General features: G+C 70.6%; 19 protein-coding genes and 1 tRNA gene. 5 read left to right on the top strand and 15 right to left on the bottom strand.

Going from position 1 to position 21686, the window contains the following annotated elements; all coding sequences use genetic code 11:
- Genes J0P97_RS10545 through sufB form a run of 3 tightly spaced genes read right to left on the bottom strand, consistent with a single transcriptional unit; the run spans nt 1 to nt 2980 of the window.
- Nucleotides 1-330 carry a non-heme iron oxygenase ferredoxin subunit gene (locus J0P97_RS10545; protein ID WP_215487754.1) on the bottom strand — a complete coding sequence of 110 codons (330 nt, stop codon included), beginning with the start codon at nt 328-330 and terminating at the stop codon, nt 1-3.
- Complete coding sequence (gene sufD, locus J0P97_RS10540) at nt 327-1562, bottom strand: Fe-S cluster assembly protein SufD (protein ID WP_215487753.1); 1236 nt, start codon at nt 1560-1562, stop codon at nt 327-329. The genes J0P97_RS10545 and sufD overlap by 4 nt, the downstream gene beginning before the upstream one ends.
- Nucleotides 1562-2980, bottom strand: a complete 1419-nt coding sequence (gene sufB / locus J0P97_RS10535; protein ID WP_215487752.1) for a Fe-S cluster assembly protein SufB — start codon at nt 2978-2980, stop codon at nt 1562-1564. The genes sufD and sufB overlap by 1 nt, the downstream gene beginning before the upstream one ends.
- Nucleotides 2981-3271: 291 nt before the next feature.
- Between sufB and J0P97_RS10530 the strand changes: the two genes are divergently transcribed.
- Nucleotides 3272-4249: a COX15/CtaA family protein gene (locus tag J0P97_RS10530; protein WP_215487751.1), complete on the top strand. Its 978-nt coding sequence runs from the start codon at nt 3272-3274 to the stop codon at nt 4247-4249.
- Between the two features lie 84 nt (nt 4250-4333).
- Nucleotides 4334-4840, top strand: a complete 507-nt coding sequence (locus tag J0P97_RS10525) for a dinucleotide-utilizing enzyme (RefSeq protein ID WP_215487750.1) — start codon at nt 4334-4336, stop codon at nt 4838-4840.
- A gap of 107 nt (nt 4841-4947) precedes the next feature.
- Here the strand turns inward: J0P97_RS10525 and holA are convergent, their stop codons facing one another.
- The 5 genes from holA to J0P97_RS10500 all read right to left on the bottom strand — a co-directional run bounded on the left by holA (nt 4948) and on the right by J0P97_RS10500 (nt 13105).
- The gene (holA, locus tag J0P97_RS10520) at nt 4948-5982 is read right to left on the bottom strand and encodes a DNA polymerase III subunit delta (protein ID WP_215487749.1); all 1035 of its coding nucleotides are present in this window, start codon (nt 5980-5982) and stop codon (nt 4948-4950) included.
- 9 nt (nt 5983-5991) lie between these two features.
- Nucleotides 5992-8307 (bottom strand): ComEC/Rec2 family competence protein, encoded by a 2316-nt coding sequence (locus tag J0P97_RS10515; RefSeq protein WP_246540234.1) that lies wholly within the window; start codon nt 8305-8307, stop codon nt 5992-5994.
- A 113-nt stretch (nt 8308-8420) separates the two neighbouring features.
- The gene (locus tag J0P97_RS10510) at nt 8421-9020 is read right to left on the bottom strand and encodes a ComEA family DNA-binding protein (protein WP_215487747.1); all 600 of its coding nucleotides are present in this window, start codon (nt 9018-9020) and stop codon (nt 8421-8423) included.
- 99 nt (nt 9021-9119) lie between these two features.
- On the bottom strand, nt 9120-11699 hold the full coding sequence (gene leuS, locus J0P97_RS10505; RefSeq protein WP_215487746.1) for a leucine--tRNA ligase: 2580 nt from the start codon (nt 11697-11699) through the stop codon (nt 9120-9122).
- Nucleotides 11696-13105, bottom strand: coding sequence for an anthranilate synthase component I family protein (locus tag J0P97_RS10500; protein ID WP_215487745.1), 1410 nt, complete (start codon nt 13103-13105; stop codon nt 11696-11698). Before J0P97_RS10500 ends, leuS begins: the two co-directional genes overlap by 4 nt.
- 49 nt (nt 13106-13154) lie before the next feature.
- Here J0P97_RS10500 and J0P97_RS10495 point away from each other — a divergent pair, with 49 nt between their 5' ends.
- The 3 genes from J0P97_RS10495 to J0P97_RS10485 are packed head-to-tail and all read left to right on the top strand — an operon-like array spanning nt 13155 to nt 15636.
- Nucleotides 13155-13835, top strand: a complete 681-nt coding sequence (locus tag J0P97_RS10495) for a DedA family protein (protein WP_215487744.1) — start codon at nt 13155-13157, stop codon at nt 13833-13835.
- Nucleotides 13836-13839: 4 nt separating this feature from the next.
- Nucleotides 13840-14874 (top strand): App1 family protein phosphatidate phosphatase, encoded by a 1035-nt coding sequence (locus J0P97_RS10490; RefSeq protein ID WP_215487743.1) that lies wholly within the window; start codon nt 13840-13842, stop codon nt 14872-14874.
- A 51-nt stretch (nt 14875-14925) separates the two neighbouring features.
- Nucleotides 14926-15636: an SOS response-associated peptidase gene (locus J0P97_RS10485; RefSeq protein ID WP_215487742.1), complete on the top strand. Its 711-nt coding sequence runs from the start codon at nt 14926-14928 to the stop codon at nt 15634-15636.
- 9 nt (nt 15637-15645) lie between these two features.
- Here J0P97_RS10485 and nagE read toward each other — a convergent pair whose 3' ends face one another.
- The 7 genes from nagE to J0P97_RS10450 all read right to left on the bottom strand — a co-directional run bounded on the left by nagE (nt 15646) and on the right by J0P97_RS10450 (nt 21644).
- Complete coding sequence (gene nagE, locus J0P97_RS10480; RefSeq protein ID WP_215487741.1) at nt 15646-17661, bottom strand: N-acetylglucosamine-specific PTS transporter subunit IIBC; 2016 nt, start codon at nt 17659-17661, stop codon at nt 15646-15648.
- A 184-nt stretch (nt 17662-17845) separates the two neighbouring features.
- Nucleotides 17846-17918 (bottom strand) — tRNA-Ala (locus J0P97_RS10475).
- A gap of 76 nt (nt 17919-17994) precedes the next feature.
- The gene (gene rsfS, locus J0P97_RS10470) at nt 17995-18369 is read right to left on the bottom strand and encodes a ribosome silencing factor (protein WP_215487740.1); all 375 of its coding nucleotides are present in this window, start codon (nt 18367-18369) and stop codon (nt 17995-17997) included.
- Complete coding sequence (locus J0P97_RS10465; protein WP_215487739.1) at nt 18366-19514, bottom strand: hypothetical protein; 1149 nt, start codon at nt 19512-19514, stop codon at nt 18366-18368. Before J0P97_RS10465 ends, rsfS begins: the two co-directional genes overlap by 4 nt.
- A complete protein-coding gene (gene nadD, locus J0P97_RS10460) occupies nt 19511-20107 on the bottom strand; it encodes a nicotinate-nucleotide adenylyltransferase (RefSeq protein ID WP_215487738.1) in 597 nt (198 codons plus the stop codon). The genes J0P97_RS10465 and nadD overlap by 4 nt, the downstream gene beginning before the upstream one ends.
- 9 nt (nt 20108-20116) lie before the next feature.
- A complete protein-coding gene (locus J0P97_RS10455) occupies nt 20117-20344 on the bottom strand; it encodes a hypothetical protein (RefSeq protein ID WP_215487737.1) in 228 nt (75 codons plus the stop codon).
- Nucleotides 20345-20384: 40 nt separating this feature from the next.
- Nucleotides 20385-21644 carry a glutamate-5-semialdehyde dehydrogenase gene (locus tag J0P97_RS10450; RefSeq protein WP_215487736.1) on the bottom strand — a complete coding sequence of 420 codons (1260 nt, stop codon included), beginning with the start codon at nt 21642-21644 and terminating at the stop codon, nt 20385-20387.
- Between the last annotated feature and the right edge of the window lie 42 nt (nt 21645-21686).

The raw sequence follows: 21686 nt of genomic DNA, 5'->3' as shown, positions 1-21686 counted from the left end.
TCAGTTCACGTCTTTGGTGACGGCGGGGTCGATGAGGATGTCGTCCCCGTCGATCGTCACTTCGTACACGGGCACCGGCTCGTAGGCCGGAAGATTCAGGGGGCGTCCGGTGCGCAGCGAGAACGCCGAGCCGTGCGCCCAGCACTCCAGCGCGTCGCCCTCGACGAACCCGTCGGCGAGCGAGATGTCGCCGTGCGTGCAGGTGTCGCCGATCGCGTGGACCTCGCCCTCCGCATCGAGCACGACGGCCATCGGCACGCCGTCCACCTCGACGCGCACGGCGGTGTCCTGCTCCAGATCGCTGAGGCTCAGCACCTTCTGCGCGGTCATGCGGACGCCTCCGCGTCGGTCGGGAGGGCGAGCTCGGCTTCGATCGCGGCGATGAGCTCCTCCTGCAGGTCATCGATGCCGATCTTCTGCACGATCTCGGCGAGGAAGCCGAGGACGACGAGGCGACGTGCCTCCTCTTCGTCGATGCCGCGGGCCTGGAGGTAGAACAGCTGCTCGTCGTCGAAGCGCCCGGTCGCACTGGCGTGCCCGGCGCCGACGATGTCGCCGGTCTCGATCTCGAGGTTCGGGATGGAGTCGGCTCGGGCGCCCTCGGTGAGGACCAGGTTGCGATTCGCCTCGTAGGAGTCGGTGCCGGTGGCATCCGGCCCGATCAGCACGTCGCCGATCCAGACGGTCCGCGCCGCGGCGCCCTGCAGAGCGCTCTTGTAGAGCACGTCTCCGGTCGTATGGGCGCCCTTGTGGTGCAGATAGACCTGGCTCTCCAAGTGCTGACCGGCGTCGGCGAACGAGAGGCCGTAGAGCTTGCCGTCCGCGCCGGCACCGGCGAGCTCGACCGAGGGGTTGACGCGGACGATGCCGCCGCCGAGGCTCACCACGACGTGCGTGAGCGACGCGTCACGGTCGACGCGGGCCTGGTGGGCGGCGAGGTGGATGGCGTCGTCGTCCCAGCGCTGAAGGGAGACGACGGTGAGAGCCGCGCCGTCGCGAACGATGATCTCGACGTTCTGCGCCTGCTGCGCCGTACCCTCGTGGCGGAGGATCACGGTGCCGCGGGCGTGGGGCTGCGCCTCGATGACGACGTGTGCGTGCGCCACTCCCCCGCGCCCGGTGAGGCGGACGACGACGGGCTCGTCGAGCTCGACACCGGCGGGGATGCGGATCAGCGGAGCCTCGGCCTCCTGCTTCCAGGCGATCGCGCTCGGCACGTCCTCGGGTCGGAACACCTCTCCGCGCGGGGCCTCCCCCATCGAGAGACGCCGCTGCTCGACCTCGGCCGGGGCGCTGACCTCCACGCCGATCACGTCATGCGCGGCGGGCTCGTCGCGCAGCAGATCCTTCAGCCGGGCGAGCGGCGTGTGCTTCCAGTTGACCTCGGTACCCACGGGGGCGCCGAAATCGGCCGGCTCGAACGAGGTCGGGCGCTCGGAACGCGTCTGGACGGGCACGAAGCTGTCGCTGTCCGGAATGCCGACAAGGCGCGCGGCAGGGTCGATGTGACCCTCCGCGCTGCCCGGTCCGGACGTTGCGGGGGTCTGGGTCGCTGTCGTCATCAGCCGACGGATCCTTCCATGCCCATCTCGATGAGCTTGTTGAGTTCGAGCGCGTACTCCATGGGAAGTTCACGGGCGATCGGCTCGATGAAGCCGCGCACGATCATCGCCATGGCCTCGTCCTCGGGCATGCCGCGGCTCATGAGGTAGAACAGCTGCTCCTCGCTGACCTTGGAGACAGTCGCCTCGTGCCCGAGCTGCACGTCGTCGACGCGGATGTCGATCGCGGGGTAGGTGTCCGACCGCGACTTCGTGTCGACCAGAAGCGCGTCGCAGCGCACCGTGTTCGCCGAGTGATGCGCCTTCTCGTCCACACGGACCTCGCCGCGATAGCCGGCGCGACCGCCGCCGCGTGCGATCGACTTCGAGACGATCGAGGACTGCGTGTACGGCGCCATGTGGATCATCTTCGCGCCGGCATCCTGGTGCTGGCCCGGACCCGCGAAGGCCACCGAGAGCGTCTCGCCCTTGGCGTGCTCGCCCATGAGGTAGATCGAGGGGTACTTCATCGTCACCTTGGAGCCGATGTTGCCGTCGATCCACTCCATGGTCGCGCCCTCGTGGGCGACGGCGCGCTTGGTGACGAGGTTGTAGACGTTGTTCGACCAGTTCTGGATCGTCGTGTAGCGGACGCGCGCGTTCTTCTTCACGATGATCTCGACGACGGCCGAGTGCAGCGAGTCCGACTTGTAGATCGGCGCGGTGCAGCCCTCGATGTAGTGCACGTAGCTGCCCTCGTCGGCGATGATGAGCGTCCGCTCGAACTGGCCCATGTTCTCCGTGTTGATGCGGAAGTAGGCCTGCAGCGGGATCTCGACGTGGACGCCGGGCGGCACGTAGACGAACGACCCGCCCGACCAGACGGCCGTGTTGAGGGCGGCGAACTTGTTGTCGCCGGCGGGGATGACGGTGCCGAAGTACTCCTCGAAGAACTCGGGGTGCTCGCGGAGCGCCGTGTCGGTGTCCATGAAGATGACACCCTGCTTCTCGAGCTCCTCGTTGATCTGGTGGTAGACCACCTCGGACTCGTACTGCGCGGCGACGCCGGCGACCAGGCGCGCGCGCTCGGCCTCGGGGATGCCGAGCTTCTCGTACGTGTTCCGGATGTCCTCCGGGAGGTCCTCCCAGGACTGCGCCTGCTTCTCAGTCGAACGCACGAAGTACTTGATGTTCTCGAAGTCGATCTCCGACAGGTCCGCGCCCCACGTGGGCATCGGCTTGCGGCCGAAGAGCTGATAGCCCTTCAGACGCGTCTTCAGCATCCACTCCGGTTCGTCCTTCAGCGCGGAGATGCCGCGCACGACGCCCTCGTTGATGCCGCGCTGCGCGACGGCGCCCGCGGCGTCGGTGTCGTGCCAGCCGAACTCGTAGACGCCGAGTCCTTCGAGCTCCGGTCGGTCGATGAGCACATCCGACATGGCCTTGCCTCCTTCGTGCCCGTGCGGTGTCATCCGCTCCGACATTCCCACTTCCCCGCCGTGGTCACGATCGGAGGGTCGTGGACGAGGGGTGGGATGCCGCTTTCAGGGCCGTTGCGTCTTGACGGTGTCTACGTACGGTGTCTTCGTGAGGGCGCACATCTCGCGCGCCTAGACTGTGGGTGGGCCCGGCGATCACGCCGCTGTTCCCACACCTTGAGTCTATAGCAGGCGCCCCCGTCGGGGCGCGGCCGCGCCCCGACGGAGGCGCATCCCCTGGAGGCGACACCCATGTCCCACGCGCCCGCCGCACCGGCCCAGGCCTCGGAGCGCACCGCGCTGCGCGACGCGCTGATGCCCCCCGTCGTGACCCGCTACACCCGCGTGATGGCGTGGCTCGTCCTCGTGACGAACATCGGCATCGTCGGAACGGGCGGGCTCGTCCGCCTCACCGGATCCGGCATGGGCTGCGAGACGTGGCCCACCTGCACGGCGGAATCGCTCGTCCCGACGCCGGAGCTCGGCATCCACGGCCTGATCGAGTTCGGCAACCGGACGCTGACCGGTGTCCTCGTGATCGTGGCGCTCCTCGCGTTCCTCTCCGTCGTGCGGCTGTGGAACGCCCGGCCCGAACTGCCGCGGCTCACGCTCGCGGTCGGGATCGGGATCATCCTGCAGGCTGTCATCGGCGGAGTCACGGTCTGGCTCCACCTCCACCCGGCGATCGTCGGGCTGCACTTCCTGATCTCCGCCGCCCTCGTCGCGGTATCCGCCGCCTACGTCGTCCGCGTGTACGCGGAGCCCGGTCCGCGCCGTCGGGCGGTGCCGCAGCGCTTCGCCCTTCTCGTCCACGTGACGAGCGTCTTCGTCGTGGTGACGGTGGTGATCGGGATCCTGCTCACCGGGTCCGGCCCGCACGCCGGTGATGACGAGGCTGCCCGCAACGGCCTCGACCCGATCCTCTGGCAGCACGTGCACAGCTGGCCGGCGTACATCCTCTTCGCGCTCACGCTTCTCGTCTTCGCCGGATCGTTCCGGATGCCGACGGTGCTGCGTCTGCCGCTGTGGAGCGGGCTCCTCCTGGGTGTGGAGGCGCTGCAGATCGTCGTCGGGCTCTGGCAGGCGCGCACCGGCCTGCCGATCGCCCTCGTGAACATCCACATGGTCCTCGCGGTGTCGCTCGTCGCCGCCATGACCGCCGTCGTGATGCACCTGAAGGCGCCGCGCGCCACCCTGACTTTCGCGGACGGCTCCACAGCGGGATCATAGGTGGAGCATCGCCCGCTCTCGGGCGGTTCGCAGATAGTCGAGATGCCGCATCGAACGAGGCGGCACGACATGAAGGAGTTCCGCATGCCCACCACCCGCCTCAGCCGCAGCATCCCGTTCTGGGTGCTCGTGGCGGGATCCCTCGCCGCGATCGCCGGCGGCGCCACCCTGCTCATCATGAAGCTCTCGGTCATGGCCGCCACCCTCACCGACGGCAGCGCCACCGGTGTCGAGGTGTACGCCGGTCAGACCTGGGCCGTGGTCGGAGCCATCCTCGTCGGCGTCGGGCTCGTGGGTCTGGCGCTCGCGCTGACCCTCGGCGCCCTCAGCGCGGCCGTCGGTGCGCGCGCCGTTCCGGCCGTCGAGGCGGTCGAGGTCGCTGACGTCACCGCTGCTCCGGTGTGGGAGAGCGAGCCCGTCGTGGACGCGCCTGCCTCGCGCGCCGAGGCGCGTGCCGCTGCGGCCCCTGCCACGGCCCCCGCCACGGTCGCGGACGAGCCGGAGATCGAGTTCGGTACCGCCGACGAGACGGCCCCGGATGCCGAGGTCGCCCCCGACACGGCCACCGATTCGGACGCGCCGCGCGCCTGAGATCACTCGTGATACGCAGGGCGACCCCGTCCTGACGAAGGGCCCCGGCCCCGCTTCGGCGGGCCGGGGCCCTTCGCGGTGGACCGGGGCGCGAGCGCCGGAGCGCCTCAGGCGCCGAACGGGGCGCGTGTCGCGATCACGGTGACGAGTCGTTCGACCGCGAACACGGGGTCCCGCGAGGCGCCCTTGACCTCGGCATCCGCCCGCGCCGCCGCCTGGATGGCCGTTCCGAGCGACGTCTCGTTCCAGCCGGTGAGGTCGCGACGGGCGCGGTCGACCTGCCAGTCCTTCATCCCGAGCCGTGCGGCCAGCGCGCCCGCCGGCTCCCGGCTGCCGGCGACGCGTGCCATGGTCCGCAGCTTCGATGCGATCGCCGCGACGAGCGGCACGGGATCGGCCCCGCTGGCGAGCGCGTGACGAAGGGCCACGAGGGCGTCGCCGTAGCGCCCGGCGATGGCGGTGTCCGCGACCGTGAACGCCGACGTCTCCACCCGGCCGCCGTAGTAGCGCTCGACCACCTCCTCGCTGATGTCCCCCGGCACGTCGGAGATGAGCTGCTGGCACGCCGCCGCGAGCTCGGTGAGGTCGTCGTTGAATGCTCCCACAAGGGCTCGGAGCGCCAAGGGGGCGATCTTCTTGCGGGCGGCCTGGAACTCTCCCGCGGCGAAATCGAACCGGTCGGAGTCGCGCTTCACCGCGGGGCAGGCGATCTCGACCCCCGCGCCCTGACCCGCGCGGATCGCATCGAGGAGCTTCTTGCCGCGGACGCTCGCAGACGTATGCCGCAGGACGACGGTCGCGCCCTCCTGGGGGGCGGTGATGTAGGCGAGGGCCTCGGCGAGGAAGGTGTCGGAGCACTTCTCGACGCCGGAGACGCGCACGAGGCGCGGTTCGCCGAACAGCGACGGCGAGGTGAGACCCAGGAGGCTGCCGGCTGCGTAGTCGTCGGCGCGGAGGTCGGAGACCTCGAGACTCTCATCCTCCGCGCGCAGGTAGTCTCGCAGCCCGGCGATCGCGCGTTCCGCGCACACCTCCTCGGGCCCCGATACGAGCACCACGGGCGCCGGCTGCGGGGCGCGCCAGGAGATCTGAGGGATCGCGGATGCCGGGCGGGAGGCTGCTCGGCGCGGCGCGGGGCTCATGCTCTCAGCCTACCCAGCACTCCCGACAGCGGGTGCGGGCGCCGCGGACGGGGCGCGGTCCTGCCAGCGGCGGAGTCCCTCACCGTCGCGCCACACGACGCTGAGGCCGCCCTGGTCGGTGCGGAGCGTCTGCGCGCCGACCAGGGCGAGCATGGCCAGGGTCTCCTGCCGGGGGTGCCCGTACGTGTTCCGCTCCCCCACCGAGACGAGGGCGACCGCTGGCCGGAGGCGCGCGTAGAAGGAGGGATCCTGATCGGCGCTGCCGTGATGGGCGACCTTCACGACGTCGTAGCGGTCCAAGAGGACCGCGCCCGTGGACATCGCCCGCTGCCCCTCCTGGGAGAGATCGCCGAGGTAGACAGATGCCGGGACGCCGCCGCCCTCGATCTCGACGACGACGCTCGCATCGTTGCCGCCCGGGATCGCGGGCTTCGGCCAGAGGATGCGCCAGCGGGCCGGGCCCAGCGTCCCCGTCATCCCCCGCAGCGCCTGGACCGGCCGCGCGCCCTCCGCCGCGAGGTCGGCGATCATGCGGTCGTCCTCGGGGCCGGATGAGGGCCCGTGGAGGACGGTCCCCGCCCGTCCGCGGACGGCCGCGACCCCGCCGACGTGGTCGAGGTCGAAGTGCGTCAGCACGAGGAGGTCGATGTGGGAGACGTCGAGGCGGGCGAGACAGCGCTCCAGGAGCGCAGGGTCCGGACCCGTGTCGATGAGCGCGATCGACCTGCCGGCGCGGACGACGACGGCATCGCCCTGCCCGATGTCGCACGCCGCGATCGCCCACGCGGTCGGCAATCGCGTCCGCTCCACCGTGTCCGCGACCGGACCCAGCGCAACGCCGATGCCCACCGCCGCGGCGATCGTCCAGGCGGCGGCGATGCGGACGCGCGGCCGGGTGGGCACCACCAGGGCGGAAACCGCCGCCCCGAGCACGGCCAGCGCGACGAGCCCGCCCACGCCCTGCGGCCAGGCGACGACGCTCCCCGGCAGGCCCGCGAACGTCGTGGCGGTTCCCGCGATCCACGTCGCCGGGAGCCAGGCGAGGGCCGCGAGCCCGGTGCCGAGGTACGGGATGCCCGCCGTCAGACACGCCGCCAGTCCCACGATCGTCCCGACCGGCGCTGCGGGTGCGGCCAGCAGGTTGGCCGCCACGCCGTACACCGACAACTGCGGTGCGATGAGGACGATGAGGGGTCCGCAGGCCAGCTGCGCGGCGAGCGGCACGGAGATGCCGAGGGCGAGCGCCCGCGGCATCCAGCGGGCGAGACCGTCGGCCAGAGGCCCCGCTCCGACGAGGAGGGCGCCGGTCGCGGCACTCGACAGCGCGAAGCCGAGCGACAGCGCGAGCCACGGGTCGCTCACGAGCAGAATCGCCACCGCTGTCGTGAGCAGGGAGAGCCCGGCCCCCGGGCGCCCGAGCAGGATGCCGAGCATGGCGATGGCCGCCATCGCGGCCGCCCGCACGACGCTCGGCTCGGGCGTCACGAGGACCACGAAGGCGATGAGGGCGGAAAGACCCGCTCCGACCCTCACGGCCCTGCGCAGGCGCACCGCCGCCGCGAGACCGAACGCCCCGGCGACCACGAGCGCGCAGTTCGCCCCGGAGACGGCGGTGAGGTGGGACAGCGAGGACGCCTTCATCGCGGCATCCAGCTCGGGGGTCACGGCGCTCGTGTCGCCGACCGCGAGCCCGGCGATGAGGCCGCCGCCGGGAGCCGGGAGCGACGTCGTGAGGTCGACGAGACCTCGTCGGAGCGCAGCGGCCGCGGCGAGCGGGCCCGCGGCGGGCTCGATGACCGTCGGCTGTTCCGCCGCGTCGACGACGAGCACGGCCCGTCGCCCCGGCTCGCTCGGCCACGCGGTTCCGCGCGCCTTCACCAGCGAGCCCAGGTCGAGGTCCGAGGCCACCGCCGGAACGCGCACGAGGACGGGAACACCGCCGGGGAAGCGCTTCTCCCCCTCCCTGTCCTGCCCGCGCCGGACGCTGACGAGCGTGCCGTCGAAGCGGAATCCCCGGGCATCCGTCTCGACCTTGCCGACGACTCGCACCTCCACGGTCAGCGCGCGTCCGCCATCCATCTCGACAGCGGAGAGCTCCTCCCGTACGGGTGCGGCGGCCGCGACGTGGGTGCAGACGGCCGCCGCGGCGGCAAGCGCGATGGCCGCCACGGCGCATCCGTTCCGGCCCCGACCCCCTCGGCGCAGGGCGAGGAGGAGGAGCACGGCGGTGGCCGCCCACAGTCCTGTCGCCGCGGGTGCCGCGGCTCCGGGAGAGAGCGTTGCGAACGCGGCCGCAGCCCACGATGCCGCGGCGACGGGAACCATCCGGGCATCCCTCCGGCGGAGACGCTGGAGGCTCGGCGTCGGCCGGGGCGTGGGTGCGTCGCGGGCAGACTGCGGGCGCGCGATGGTCCGGCTGGTCGCGGCGGCTCCCCGGGTCATACCGTCACCAGATCGCGCAGGGAGGCGAGCATCTTGTCGCCGATCCCCGGGACCGAGAGCAGGTCGTCGACGCTCGTGAAGGAGCCGTTCTCCTCCCGCCAGCGGATGATCCGCTCGGCGATCGCGGGCCCCACCCGCGGCAGGGTGTCCAGCGCTGCGGCATCGGCGGTGTTCAGATTCACGCGACCGTCGGAGGCGACTCCCGGCGCTCCGGTCGCGGGAGGGGCCTCCCCCGCCACCGGGATCCGCAGCTGCTCTCCATCGGTCACCCGTCGCGCGAGGTTGACGGCGCTCTCCTCCGCGTCGGCCGAGAGACCGCCGGCCGCCGCGATCACGTCCACGACGCGGGCGCCGTCCTCCAGCCGGTACAGCCCCGGGTGACCGACGGCGCCGAAGACGTGGACGTAGACGGCGGGCAGTGCCGGGCCGCCGCTCTCCGTCGCGACCGAGACCTGTTCGCCGGCGGTGTCGGGTGCGCCCGCGCCCCGCACGATGCCGATGAGCACGGACGCCGCCGCGGCGACCAGCACGAGCACGATCGCCGCCCCGACGCCGAGAGTGCGCCGGGCGGGTCTATCGAGGGTCGCGCCGCTCACCTCGACACTGTGACAGCGCGCCGCCCGCCGGGAATCCGCCGGGCGGCGATCCGTGGACAACCGCCGCCGTCGCCCCCCTGTGGAGAGCGCGACGACGCCTCAGGACGTGGTGAAGCTCACGACCTTCGGGGCGCGCACGACGGCGCGGGAGATCTCCCGCCCCGCGAGCGCGCGAAGCACCTTCTCGTCGCCCCGGGCGAGCTGCTCGAGTTCGTCGGCGCCGATCCGCGCGGGGACGCTGAGGGTGCTGCGGACCTTGCCGTCGATCTGAACGACCGCCGTCACCGACTCCTCGACGAGGAGCGTCGGATCCGGCTGGCGCCAGGTCGCGAGGCCGACGAACGGCTCGTACCCCAGCACCGACCACATCTCCTCCGCCGTGTGCGGGGCGAACAGGTCCAGGATCATCGCGACCGCCTCGGCGGCCTCGCGGACGGCAGGATCCTTCGGCCCCGCGGGCCCGTCGATCGTCTTGCGCGTCGCGTTGACGAGCTCCATGAGACGCGCCACGACGACGTTGAACTTGGTCTGCTCGACGAGCCCGGGGGCGTCCGCCCACAGTCGGTGCGTCACGCGGCGGAGAGCCTTGTCGCCCTCGGCCCAGACCACATCCGCCGGGCTGTCGACATCGTGCGCGACGCGCAGGGCGCGCGCGAGGAACTTCTGGGCGCCGGTCGTCGAGACGTCCTCCCAGTTGATGTCGTCCTCGACCGGTCCGGCGAACACGATCGCGACGCGGCTCGCATCGGCTCCCGGCTCGACCATGCTCGAGGCGAACTCGACGAGGTTGCCCTTGCTCTTGGACATCTTCGATCCGCCGAGGAGGACCATCCCCTGGTTGATGAGGGAGGAGAACGGCTCGGTGAAGTCGATCATGCCGAGATCGAAGAGGACCTTCGTGATGAAGCGCGCGTACAGCAGGTGGAGGATCGCGTGCTCCACGCCGCCGATGTAGGAGTCGACGGGAGCCCAGCGCAGCGCCTGCCGCTCGGAGAAGGGCTCCGTGGCATCCGTGGGCGAGAGGAAGCGCAGGAAGTACCACGAGCTGTCGACGAAGGTGTCCATGGTGTCGGCGTCGCGCAGCGCCGGCTCGCCCGTCTCCGGGTCGACGGTGTGGACCCAGTCGGTCGCCGCACCCAGGGGCGATGCGCCCTTGGGCTTCAGGTCGAGGCCGCGGGCGTCCGGGAGGAGGAGCGGCAGCTGGTCCTCCGGCACCGGGACGATCCGACCGTCCTCGGTGTGGATCATGGGAATCGGCGTACCCCAGAACCGCTGACGGGAGATCAGCCAGTCGCGGAGGCGGTAGGTCTTTGCCGCCCGGCCGGTGCCGGATGCCTCGAGCTCTTCGATCACTCGGGCGATCGCGGTGCGCTTGCTCATGCCGTTGAGCGATCCGGAGTTCGTCAGGCGACCGTCGCCCGTGAGGGCGATCCCGGTGACGGCCGGGTCGATGTCGTCCAGCTGGGGGCCCGGGTCGATCGGCACGCCGTCGTCGTCGAGCTCGATCACCGGGATCGCCCCGGTGACGGGCGCCGTCGTGTCCACGACCACGGTGACCGGCAGGTCGAACGCGCGCGCGAAGTCGAGGTCGCGCTGATCGTGCGCGGGAACGGCCATCACCGCACCGTGCCCGTAGTCGGCGAGGACGTAGTCGGCGGCCCAGATCGGCAGGCGCACCCCGTTGATCGGGTTGACCGCATAGCGGTCGAGGAAGACACCGGTCTTCGGGCGGTCGGTGGTCTGCCGCTCGATCTCGCTCGTCTTCTGCACGGCCTTGAGGTAGGTGCGGAAGCGCTGCTGCGCGTCATCGGGCGCACCGGCGGCGAGTTCGGCAGCGAGGTCGGAGTCGGGCGCGACGACCATGAACGTCGCCCCGTGAAGGGTGTCGGGGCGGGTGGAGAAGACGGTGACCTTCTCGTCGCGGCCCTCGATCTCGAAGTCGATGTCGGCGCCCACCGAGCGGCCGATCCAGTTGCGCTGCATCTGGAGCACCTTGTGCGGCCAGAACCCTTCGAGCTGGTTCAGGTCGTCGAGCAGCCGGTCGGCGTAGTCGGTGATCTTGAAGTACCACTGCGTGAGCTTCTTCTTCACGACCTCGGCGCCGCTGCGCTCGGACGTGCCGTCGGGCAGGACCTGCTCGTTGGCGAGGACGGTCTGGTCCACCGGGTCCCAGTTGACGACGCCGTCCTTGCGGTAGGCGAGGCCCTTCTCGTAGAGCTTCTGGAACAGCCACTGGTTCCACCGGTAGTACTCCGGGTCCGACGTGTGGAGGACGCGGCTCCAGTCGTAGGAGGATCCGAACTCGCGGAAGCTCTTCTTGTGCTGGTCGATGTTGGCGTACGTCCACTCGCGGGGGTCGGAGCCCGCGCCGCCCTTGATGGCGGCGTTCTCGGCGGGCAGCCCGAAGCTGTCCCAGCCGATCGGGTTCAGGACGTTGTAGCCCCGGTGGCGCCAGAAGCGCGCGACCACGTCGACGTAGGCGTAGTTCTCCGCGTGACCCATGTGGAGATCCCCGGACGGGTAGGGGAACATCCCGAGGACGTACTTGCGGGGGCGCGTGTCCTCGTCGCCGCCGGCGCGGAACGGGTCCTTCTCGGCCCAGGCCCGCTGCCACTTCTCCTGGATGGCGTGCGTGTCGAACGCGCCGGAGTCGGCGGCGGTGTCAGCGGGACTGCTCATGGAGAAGGACCAATCTTGGGGCGGGAAGACGTGCACGCACGTTTCTCCAGATTACCGGACGTGCTCACCCACCCCGACGGGATGACGGCGCCGAGCGCGCCGAGCGGTCCTCGAGCCTTCACCGCGACCTCCGCGACCTCCTCGCGGGCGTCGGACAGCCAGGTGATGCCTCCGCCCGCGCCCACGTACGCGCCTCGCGGGTGCAGGACGATCGAGCGGATCGTCATGGCGAGGTCGAGCCGGCCATCTGACCCGACCCATCCGAAGCAGCCGGCGTAGACACCCCGGGGAGCGGCTTCGAGGGCGTGGAGGATCGTCATCGCGGAGAGCTTCGGCGCACCCGTCATACTCCCCGCGGGGAACGTGGCATCCAGCAGCGCGCCGAGCGTCGTCCCGGGGAGCAGGCGTCCCGCGACGGTGCTCACGAGCTGGTGCACGGCGCGGTAGGACTCCACCTCCAGGAGCTTCTCCGCCGCGACGGAGCCCGGATGGCAGACCCGCTGAAGATCATTGCGCATGAGATCCACGATCATGACGTTCTCCGCGCGTTCCTTGACGGATGCCTCGAGCTCCGCCGCCAGGGCGCCGTCAGCGGCGGGGTCCGTTCCGCGCGGCCGCGTCCCCTTGATGGGGCGCGTCCGGACGATGCCCCGCGCGACCTCGAGGAACCGCTCGGGGCTGGCGCTGAGGAGCGCATGCACCCCCACCCGGATGATCCCGCCGTGGTGGGCCGGCAGCGCGTCCCGCAGCGCGAGGTACACCGCGACCGGGTCGAGGGGCGCATCGCTGGCGACCTCGAATCGGGTGGTCAGGCACAGCTGGTAGGCATCCCCGGCGCGGATCGCGGCGCGGCACCGGGAGATCAGGTCTTCGTACTCGGCGGGTGTGTGCCGTGCCCGCGCGGTCCGCGCCGCGACCGCGACGCCCAGCCCGTCCGCCGGGGGTCGCATCGGCGTGGAGGAACGCCAGCGCCGCAGTTCCGCCTCGGCATCCGCTCGCTCGTCCTCGGGGGCGAGGAGCCACGCTTCGCCGCGGCTGTGGTCGAAGGCGATGAGGCGTGTCACGCGGAGCCCGGCGGTGTCCGGCGCGGCGGTATCGGCGGCGGTGTCGGTGTCGGTGGTCGACGGTGCGCCGACGCGCGAGGCGCCGCCGTCGTAGCCGATCCAGCCGACCCAACCACCCCGGAACGGCCCACCGACCGCGTCGCCACCCGGGTCGGCATCCCCGAGCGGCGCATCGCGGGGCGGCTCCGCAGCAGGCGTGCCCACGCCGAGGTGGCTCCATCCCTCCGCGGCATCCGGACCCGCGTCCAGCCAGAAGCCGTGGGGCTCGTGGGCCGGGCCCCGCACATACAGCTCGGCGGGATCGACCCACTCGATGCGCAGCGCGAGGGGGCGGATGGGCATCCCCTCACAGTAGAGGGCGGTGATGGAGACGGCACCCTAGGCTGAGACGGTGAACGAGTGGCTGACGTGGCTCCTGGACGCGGTGCAGAGCGTCGACCCGGTGTTGCGGACGGTTCTCGCGGGCGTCGCGATCATGCTCGAGACGAGCGTCCTGGTCGGGCTCATCGTGCCCGGCGACACGGTGGTCATCGTCGCCTCGACGGCCGTCGGCTCCCTCGCCGAGGGCGCGATCCTCGTCGTCGTGGTCGTCATCGGCGCACTGATCGGCGAGAGCATCGGGTTCTGGCTCGGGCGGTGGCTCGGTCCCCGTCTGCGCTTCTCGCGCCTGGGCGTGAAGATCGGCGAGCACAACTGGGCGCGCTCCGAGCTCTACCTGCGCCGTCGTGGCGGGCCGGCGATCTTCCTGTCGCGCTTCCTGCCCGTCCTCCACTCCCTCGTGCCCCTGACGGTCGGGATGAGCGGATTCGCCTACCGGCGCTTCCTCGCCTGGACGGCGCCGGCCTGCACGATCTGGGCGATCGCCTACGTCGGGGTCGGGGCCGCGGCTGCGGGCACCTACCGCGAACTCGCCGATCGCCTGCACTACGCCGGCTACGTGTTCGTGGCGATCATCGTCGTCTTCCTCGTTCTCGCGTACATCGCCAAGCGCGTCATCGTCCGCTCGGAGGCTCGTCACATGAGCCGCGAGGCGCAGGAGGACCACCCGGCGGTCCGGGACGTGGAAGACTGAAGCGATGGCCGCCGCACCCGCACCCCGCACGAAGGTGCTGTGGATCGCGCGTCTGGAGTACCGCTTCCACGCCTGGCGCGAGCGCCGCGCGCGTGCCCGTGGCAACACCCCGAGCGTGGCCGCCTACCCGGGATACGGCGGTGAGGACTGGGTACGCGTGCTCGGGCGCGTCCTGATCGTCCCGCCTGTCCGCACCCGTGGCGGCGGCGAGTACGCCAGCGTCCGGGGCTGGCGGTCGTTCGCCTCCGTGCCCGTCGGCTACGCCCAGGTGACGGTGACCGTGGACGGGGTCGCGCACGAGGTCGTCGCCGACCGCGGCGGCGTCGTCGACACGGTGCTGCCCGCGCGTCTCGAGCCCGGCTGGCAGCCGATCACGATGTCGGTGGAGGGGTCGGACCCCTTCGAGACGCGTGTCTTCGTGGTCGGGTCCGACGTCCGGTTCGGCGTCATCTCGGACATCGACGACACCGTCATGGTCACGGCCCTCCCCCGCCCCTTCGTGGCGGCGTGGAACTCGTTCGTGCTCGACGAACACGCCCGCCAGCCGGTCCCCGGCATGGCCGTCCTCATCGAGCGGCTTCTCCGAGATCGCCCGGGGGCGCCGGTCGTCTACCTCTCCACGGGTGCGTGGAATGTGGCGCCCACGCTCCAGCGATTCCTGCGGCGCCACCTCTACCCTCCCGGGGCTCTCCTGCTGACCGACTGGGGCCCGACGCATGATCGATGGTTCCGCAGCGGACGAGAGCACAAGCAGCACAACCTGCGGCGCCTGGCTCAGGAGTTCCCGCACGTCAAGTGGATGCTGATCGGCGATGACGGACAGCTCGACGACGATCTGTACACCGACTTCACGAGCGAGTTCCCCGATCACGTCACGGCGGTCGCGATCCGACAGCTCTCCCCCGCCGAGGCCGTCCTCGCCGGCGGCCGGACCGCTGTCAACGACCACTCGGCGGCAGGCGTTCCGTGGGTCTCCGACTCCGACGGCGCCGGCCTGCTCGATCAGCTGACGGAGGTCGGGGTCATTCCCCGCGACTGATCATCCGCGGCTGAGCGGCGCGACGTCGGAGGCCCTGCGTAGGCTGGCGGCATGTGCGGACGTTTCGTCGTGGCCCAGAGCGGTGCGGAGCTCGTGAGTATGCTCCGCGTAGACCTGGAGGCCGACGACCTCCCGGGCCCGTCCTTCAACATCGCCCCGACCGATCGCGTCGCGGTCGTGCTCGATTCGGCCAAGACCGAGCCTCCCACGCGGCGGCTCGAGGCGGCACGCTGGGGACTCGTGCCCGCCTGGGCGAAGGATGTCGCGATCGGCTCGAAGGCGTTCAACGCGCGGGCGGAGGAGGTCGAGGGCAAGCCGATGTTCCGACAGGCCCTCGTGAAGCGACGCGCGGTGATCCCGGCATCCGGTTACTACGAATGGCACACGGAGGACGGGGTGAAGGTCCCCTACTACATCCACCCCGTCGACGACGGCCCGCTGCTGTTCGCCGGGCTCTACGAGTGGTGGAAGGACCCCGCGAAGAAGGACGATGATCCGACCCGGTGGGTGCTCAGCTGCACGATCATGACCCGCGCGGCCACCGGCGCGCTGGGGTCGATCCACGAGCGGATGCCGCTGTTCATCGACGCGGACTACGCCGACGTGTGGCTCGATCCGACGACGGAGAATGTCGGCGACCTGCTCGACGCGACGATCGACGCGGCGCCGTCGATCGTCGACGGACTCGCCCTGCGCGAGGTCGGGCGCGAGGTCGGGAATGTACGCAACAACGGGCCGGAGCTCATCGCCCCGGCCCGTTGAGAGTGTCGTTCAGGAGAAGGCGACCGTCGCGTTCTCGTCATTCAGGACGATCACCGGGGTGATCGCCGACAGGCCCGCCGCGCGGATCTTGTCCGCGTCGAAGCGGATCAGGGGCGTTCCGGCCTCGACCTTGTCGCCGGTGTTGACGAGGGTTTCGAACCCGTCGCCCTTCAGGCCCACCGTGTCGATGCCGATGTGGATCAGCAGCTCGGTGCCGTCCTCGAGCACGAGCCCGATGGCGTGCCCCGTCGGGAAGACGGATGCCACGGTCGCCGCAGCCGGCGCGATGATCGTGTCACCGCTCGGATCGATGGCGACACCGGGCCCCATGGTCCCCTGTGCGAACATCGGGTCGGGAACCTCAGCGAGCGCCAGGACCCGTCCTGCGACCGGCTGGCGGAGCGTGAGGGACGGCGAGGTCCGCTCGCGTGCGTCGAGTGCGGCACCGGCCGCCATCGCCGAGGCCGCGACGTTCGGCACGCCGAGGACCGTTCCGACCCCTGCGGCGAAGCCCTGCTCCGCCGCGCCGCGCCCCGGGAGGTCGCCCGCGGCCTCCGCTGCCTCGATACGGGCGGTGCGGCCCGAGATGAGGTCGTCCATGGCATCCTTCACGAACTGGACGTTCAGGCCGTAGACGACCTGCACCGAGTGACCACCGGTCTTGATGGTGCCGGCGGCGCCGGCACGCTTGAGCGCGTGCTCGTCGACCTTCGAGGTGTCGCCGATCTCCATCCGCAGCCGTGTCGCGCAGTTGTCGACGTCGATGATGTTGTCCTTGCCGCCGAGCGCGGTGATGAACTTCTCCGCCGTGCCGTGGTAGCCGGTCAGACTCGTCTCGATGTTGTCGGCATCCTGCGTGTCGATCTCGTCCTCGCGACCGGGCGTCTTCAGGTTGAAGCGCTTGATCAGGAAGTAGAACGTGAAGAAGTAGATGAAGAACCAGGCGACGCCCATCAGGAGCAGGATCCACGGGTTCTGGGCGAGCGGGTTCATCCATTGGAGGACCATGTCGATGAACCCGCCGGAGAAGCCGAACCCGAGGCGCGTCGGCAGCAGCGCCGCGATCCCGACCGAGATGCCGGTGAACACCGCGTGCACGAGGTAGAGCCACGGTGCGACGAACATGAACGAGAACTCGAGCGGCTCGGTGACGCCGACGAAGAAGGAGGCGACGGCAGCCGAGAGCATGATGCCGTAGGTCACCTTCTTGCGGGTGGTCTTGGCCGTCATGTACATCGCGAGAGCGGCGCCCGGGAGGCCGAACATCATGACCGGGAAGAAGCCCGCCATGTACTGGCCCGTGACGCCGTACACGCCGTCGCCGTTGGAGCCGTTGAGGAAGTTCGTGAGGTCGTTGATTCCCGCGACGTCGAACCAGAACACCGAGTTCAGCGCGTGGTGGAGGCCGGTCGGAATGAGGAGCCGGTTGAAGAAGCCGTAGAGGCCGGCACCGAAGGGGCCGAGGGTCGAGATCCACTCGCCGAACCAGACGAGGCCGCCGTAGACCACCGGCCAGACGAAGAGGAGGATCACGGCGACGACGAGGGAGAGACCCGCGGTGACGATGGCGACCGAACGCTTGCCCGAGAAGAAGGAGAGGGCGTCCGGAAGCTTCGTGTCCTTGAACTTGTTGTAGCACCACGCGCCGATGAGGCCGGCGATGATGCCGACGAAGACGTTCTGCACCTTGCCGAAGGCGGGGTTCACGTCCTCCACGGTCGCGATCCCCATGAGGCCCTGCACGTTGGCGGGGCTCAGGAGGGTCGTGATCGACAGCCACGAGACCAGGCCCGCGAGCGCTGACGTTCCGTCGGTCTTGTTCGCCATGCCGATCGAGACGCCGACGGCGAACAGCAGCGGCATGTTGTCCAGCAGCGCACCGCCCGCAGCACCGAGGAACGTCGAGACGACGTTCGCACCCGCAGCCGAGGTGATCCAGTACGAGATGCCGGACAGGATCGCCGCGACCGGCAGCACAGCCACCGGGAGCATGATCGATCTGCCGAGCCGTTGGAAGAAGTTCATTCGTCCCCTCCGAGGTCGAGTCGGTCGGGATGTTTTCCCGCCAGAGAAGACCGTAGTCCCATTCGGAGCGGACATACAGGTTCCACTCAGGAATGTGGATCCCACGTACACCGTCGTCGCGGTGGCGCGCCTTGGCGACGGCTCCGCGGGCACGGAAAAGCCCCCGACGAATCGGGGGCTTTTGTGGACCTGAGGGGACTCGAACCCCTGACCCCCTGCATGCCATGCAGGTGCGCTACCAGCTGCGCCACAGGCCCATTCTCTGGGATGTCACCGCTCCCGCGGCAACCCTTCGATGCTACTACACGCTGCGGGATGCCACGAACCGGCCTCTCATTCGGGCGCGTCGGCGGTGACCCCCGTCGGGATGATCGGGCAGTCCTTCCAGAGGCGCTCGAGACCGTAGAACACGCGCTCCTGCTCGTGGAACACATGGACGACGAGGTCACCGAAATCCACGAGGATCCAGCGGGCCTCATGCTTGCCCTCGCGGCGCAGGCGCTTCACGCCCTGCTCGAGCATCGCCTCCTCGATCGCGTCGGCGATCGCGGCGACGTTGCGCTCGCTCGTGCCGGTCGCCAGGAGGAAGGCGTCCACCAGCGGGAGCGGCTCGGAAACGTCGAAAGCGACGAGATCCTCCGCCCCCTTGCTGTCGGCCGCCGCGGCGGCGATCTCGACGAGCTCGCGCGTACGCGCGCCCACGCTCACTGGAACGCTCCGGTGAACAGGGCGACGATGAGGACGCCCATGAGGGCGAGGGCGAGAGCCCCCGCAGTGATTCCGAGCGCGATCATGAGTCGGCTCCCCTTCTCGGGAGCGGGAGGTCTGATGATGTCCTCCGCGCTCTTGATCGTGCTGATGGCCGCGCTCGCGGCGATCGGCGTCGGAGACGAGGTCGCGGGAAGCTCCCCGTCCATGAGGATCGCATCGATCTCCTTGCCGTCCGACGAGCCGCGCGAGGTGCCGGTGGACCCGAACGACTCGGGCAGGTTGTACGTGCCCGTGACGAGCACCTCGCCGGTCGATGCGATCGGGGAGACGAACGCGCCCGTGTCGGGCGTCTGGGAGAGGATGAGCGCGTTGGAGGCGCCGAGAGACCCGGTGGACGAGTTCCCTCGCGTGAGCAGCTGGTCGAAGGACGCGGGCAGCTCGAGCTCGACGCCCTCCCCGGCGAGCAGTCCCGATCCGAACGACGGCGCCACGACGGCTCGCGGAGCGGGATCGTCCTCCTCGTCCTCCCCCGTCCCGTCGGACGCGGCGGACGCGGCGGGCGGAGCTTCGTCGTCGCTCACCTCGATGTCGGGGGCCTCGGACTGCGCCTCGGCGAGGTCGTCCGCGGTCTCAGCGATCTCTTCGGGAGTGACCTCGGGCGCGCTGTCCTCAGCGGTGTCGTGATCGGCGGCGGTGCCATCGTCGGCGTGACCACCAGCGGCGTCCTCGCCGCCGCCGTCGTCCGAGGCGTCATCACGACCGTCGTCCCCGGCATCCGGCTCGGAGGGCGTCTCGTCGGCCGAGAGCGCGACGTCCTGGTCCTCGCCCGGCTCGCCGTCCTGGCTCGCCTGGTCCTCGCCCTCCTGCGCGCCGTCGATGACGGGGACGGACGCCGTCCGCAGGCGCTCCTGCTGACGTGCCGCGCGACGGGTGAGGGCAGGCGCGCCCAGGTCGACGTCCTCGGCGGCGGCGGGACGCTCGGCGGGGAGCGGCTCGGCCGCGCGAGGCAGGGGCGCCGCGACGGACTCCGCGTTGGCGGCGGCCTCTTCGGGCGTGATGATCGGGGTGGACGCGGTGTTTCGCAGCTCCCTGAGCTGACGTCGCGTCAGCTGGGGGGTGTCGGGCTGATCGGGTGTGCTCATGCCTCGCTCCGGTACAGGTGATGCTTCGCAATGTATTGGACGACGCCGTCGGGGACGAGGTACCACACCGGGTTCCCCGCACGCACCCGTGCGCGACAGTCGGTGGAGGAGATCGCCAGGGCCGGGATCTCCAGTTGGCTCACGTCCTCGCTGGGGAGCCCCTCCGTGCTGAGGACGTGGCCGGGACGCGACACGGCGACGAAATGGGCGAGCTGCCACAGCTCGTCGTGGTCGCGCCAGCTGAGGATCTGCGCGACGGCATCGGCTCCGGTGATGAAGAACAGCTCGGCATCCGGCCGGGAGGTCTTCAGATCGCGGAGGGTGTCGATCGTATAGGTCGGTCCGTCGCGGTCGATGTCGACCCGGCTGACGGTGAACTGCGGGTTGGATGCCGTCGCGATGACGGTCATCAGATAGCGATGCTCGCTCTCGGTGACCTTCTCCTTCTGCCACGGGATGCCCGTGGGGACGAAGACGACTTCATCGAGATCGAAGGACTGAGCGACTTCGCTCGCCGCGACGAGGTGCCCGTGGTGGATGGGATCGAACGTCCCACCCATGACCCCGATGCGTGGGGCGCGCGCCTGAACCATGGGCCGACCTCAGTGGTGGCCGTGGCCCACCTGCGCCTGGTCGACGGGGTGCGCCTTGGCGTAGGCCTCGGCCTTGTGTGCGTGCCGGTTGGCGACGTTGCGGTACGACAGGGTGACGGCGCCGAGTGCGACGAACACCACGAAGGCGATCACTCCGAAGACGAACGTCTCCCCCTGGACGTTGCCGTGATGCTCAGCCGTCTCTGTGGCGAGGGCGATGATCGTGGCGAGGGTCATTGAGGCTCCGTTCGATTCGGGTGGTTCGAGTTTACGCGGTTCAGGGGCGGATCTGACCGGAGCCGCGCGCGAGCCACTTCGTACTCGTCAGCTCGGGGAGCCCCATCGGCCCCCGCGCGTGGAGCTTCTGGGTCGAGATGCCCACCTCGGCCCCGAACCCGAACTCGCCGCCGTCGGTGAAACGGGTCGAGGCGTTGGCCATGACGACGGCGGAATCCACCTCGGCGAGGAAGCGCTCGGCGTTGGCGTCGTCGGTCGTGATGATCGACTCGGTGTGGTGGGTCGAGTAGCGGCGGATGTGCGCGAGCGCCTCATCGAGGTCCGCGACGACGCGCATGGACAGGTCGAGGCTCATGTGCTCGGTCGCCCAGTCCTCGTCCGTCGCAGGGACCACGCCGGGCAGGAGAGCGCGCACCGCGTCGTCGCCGTGGATGGTGACTCCGGCATCGTGCAGCGCCGTGCCGACCGGCGGGACCAGTCTCTCGGCGGCGTCGGCGAGGACGAGAACCGTCTCCACCGCATTGCAGACACTCGGTCGCTGCGCCTTCGCGTTCACGACGATCTGCTGGGCCCACTCGAGCGGTGCCGTCGAGTCGAGGACGATGTGCACGATCCCCGCGCCCGTCTCGATGACCGGTACGGATGAGCGGGTCACGACCGTCTCGATGAGCTCTGCGCTCCCTCGCGGGACGAGCACGTCGACGAGGCCCCGGGCCTGCATGAGGGCGTCCGCCCCGTCGCGGCCGAGGTCGTCGAGGGTCTGGATGGCCTCCGGGTCGATGCCCCGCTCCTGCAGGGCGCCGCGCATGACGGCGACGAGCGCGGCGTTGCTCGACTGCGCAGCGGTCCCTCCGCGCAGCACGACCGCGTTGCCCGAGCGGAGGGCGAGAGCGGCGATGTCGACGGTGACGTTGGGGCGGGCCTCGTAGATCGACCCGACGACGCCGAACGGCACCGCGACCTTCTGCAGCCCGACGCCGTTCGGGAGGATCCGCTCATCGAGCACCCGCCCGACCGGGTCGGGCAACTCGGCCACGTCTCGGACCGCGGATGCGAGCGCGCGCACACGGGTCTCATCCAGGCGCAGGCGGTCGAGGAGACCGTCCGAGATCCCGCCGTCGCGGCCTCGTGCCACGTCATCGGCGTTCGCCGCGACGATCTCCGCTGCGTTCGCCTCCAGCGCGGTCGCGATGGCCCGCAGAGCATCCGCCTTCGTCGCGTCCTCCAGCAGGCCGACGGAGCGCGCGGCATCCTTCGCGAGCTCCATGCGCTCGCGCGCGGTGGTGACCGTGATCGTCATGGCGCCAGTCTAGCGAGGGCTCCCGCGGAGCCGAGCGGACGT

Origin of the sequence: Microbacterium flavum, assembly GCF_018717645.1 — a bacterium.
GTDB classification, from domain to species: Bacteria; Actinomycetota; Actinomycetes; order Actinomycetales; family Microbacteriaceae; genus Microbacterium; species Microbacterium flavum.
Note: the sequence above shows the minus strand (reverse complement) of the source record. Positions and strands in the feature narration are given on the sequence as shown.

What these genes read in the sequence shown, in the direction of transcription:
- J0P97_RS10515 (WP_246540234.1), bottom strand. Translation starts at nt 8,307, where the DNA reads ATGGTTCCCGTCGCCGCGGCATCGTGGGCTGCGGCCGCGTTCGCAACG.
- J0P97_RS10530 (WP_215487751.1), top strand. Translation starts at nt 3,272, where the DNA reads ATGTCCCACGCGCCCGCCGCACCGGCCCAGGCCTCGGAGCGCACCGCG.
- sufD (WP_215487753.1), bottom strand. Translation starts at nt 1,562, where the DNA reads ATGACGACAGCGACCCAGACCCCCGCAACGTCCGGACCGGGCAGCGCG.
- J0P97_RS10455 (WP_215487737.1), bottom strand. Translation starts at nt 20,344, where the DNA reads ATGACCCTCGCCACGATCATCGCCCTCGCCACAGAGACGGCTGAGCAT.
- J0P97_RS10545 (WP_215487754.1), bottom strand. Translation starts at nt 330, where the DNA reads ATGACCGCGCAGAAGGTGCTGAGCCTCAGCGATCTGGAGCAGGACACC.
- nadD (WP_215487738.1), bottom strand. Translation starts at nt 20,107, where the DNA reads ATGGTTCAGGCGCGCGCCCCACGCATCGGGGTCATGGGTGGGACGTTC.
- nagE (WP_215487741.1), bottom strand. Translation starts at nt 17,661, where the DNA reads ATGAACTTCTTCCAACGGCTCGGCAGATCGATCATGCTCCCGGTGGCT.
- sufB (WP_215487752.1), bottom strand. Translation starts at nt 2,980, where the DNA reads ATGTCGGATGTGCTCATCGACCGACCGGAGCTCGAAGGACTCGGCGTC.
- J0P97_RS10450 (WP_215487736.1), bottom strand. Translation starts at nt 21,644, where the DNA reads ATGACGATCACGGTCACCACCGCGCGCGAGCGCATGGAGCTCGCGAAG.
- J0P97_RS10500 (WP_215487745.1), bottom strand. Translation starts at nt 13,105, where the DNA reads ATGCCCATCCGCCCCCTCGCGCTGCGCATCGAGTGGGTCGATCCCGCC.
- J0P97_RS10525 (WP_215487750.1), top strand. Translation starts at nt 4,334, where the DNA reads ATGCCCACCACCCGCCTCAGCCGCAGCATCCCGTTCTGGGTGCTCGTG.
- J0P97_RS10485 (WP_215487742.1), top strand. Translation starts at nt 14,926, where the DNA reads ATGTGCGGACGTTTCGTCGTGGCCCAGAGCGGTGCGGAGCTCGTGAGT.
- J0P97_RS10465 (WP_215487739.1), bottom strand. Translation starts at nt 19,514, where the DNA reads ATGAGCACACCCGATCAGCCCGACACCCCCCAGCTGACGCGACGTCAG.
- holA (WP_215487749.1), bottom strand. Translation starts at nt 5,982, where the DNA reads ATGAGCCCCGCGCCGCGCCGAGCAGCCTCCCGCCCGGCATCCGCGATC.
- J0P97_RS10490 (WP_215487743.1), top strand. Translation starts at nt 13,840, where the DNA reads ATGGCCGCCGCACCCGCACCCCGCACGAAGGTGCTGTGGATCGCGCGT.
- leuS (WP_215487746.1), bottom strand. Translation starts at nt 11,699, where the DNA reads ATGAGCAGTCCCGCTGACACCGCCGCCGACTCCGGCGCGTTCGACACG.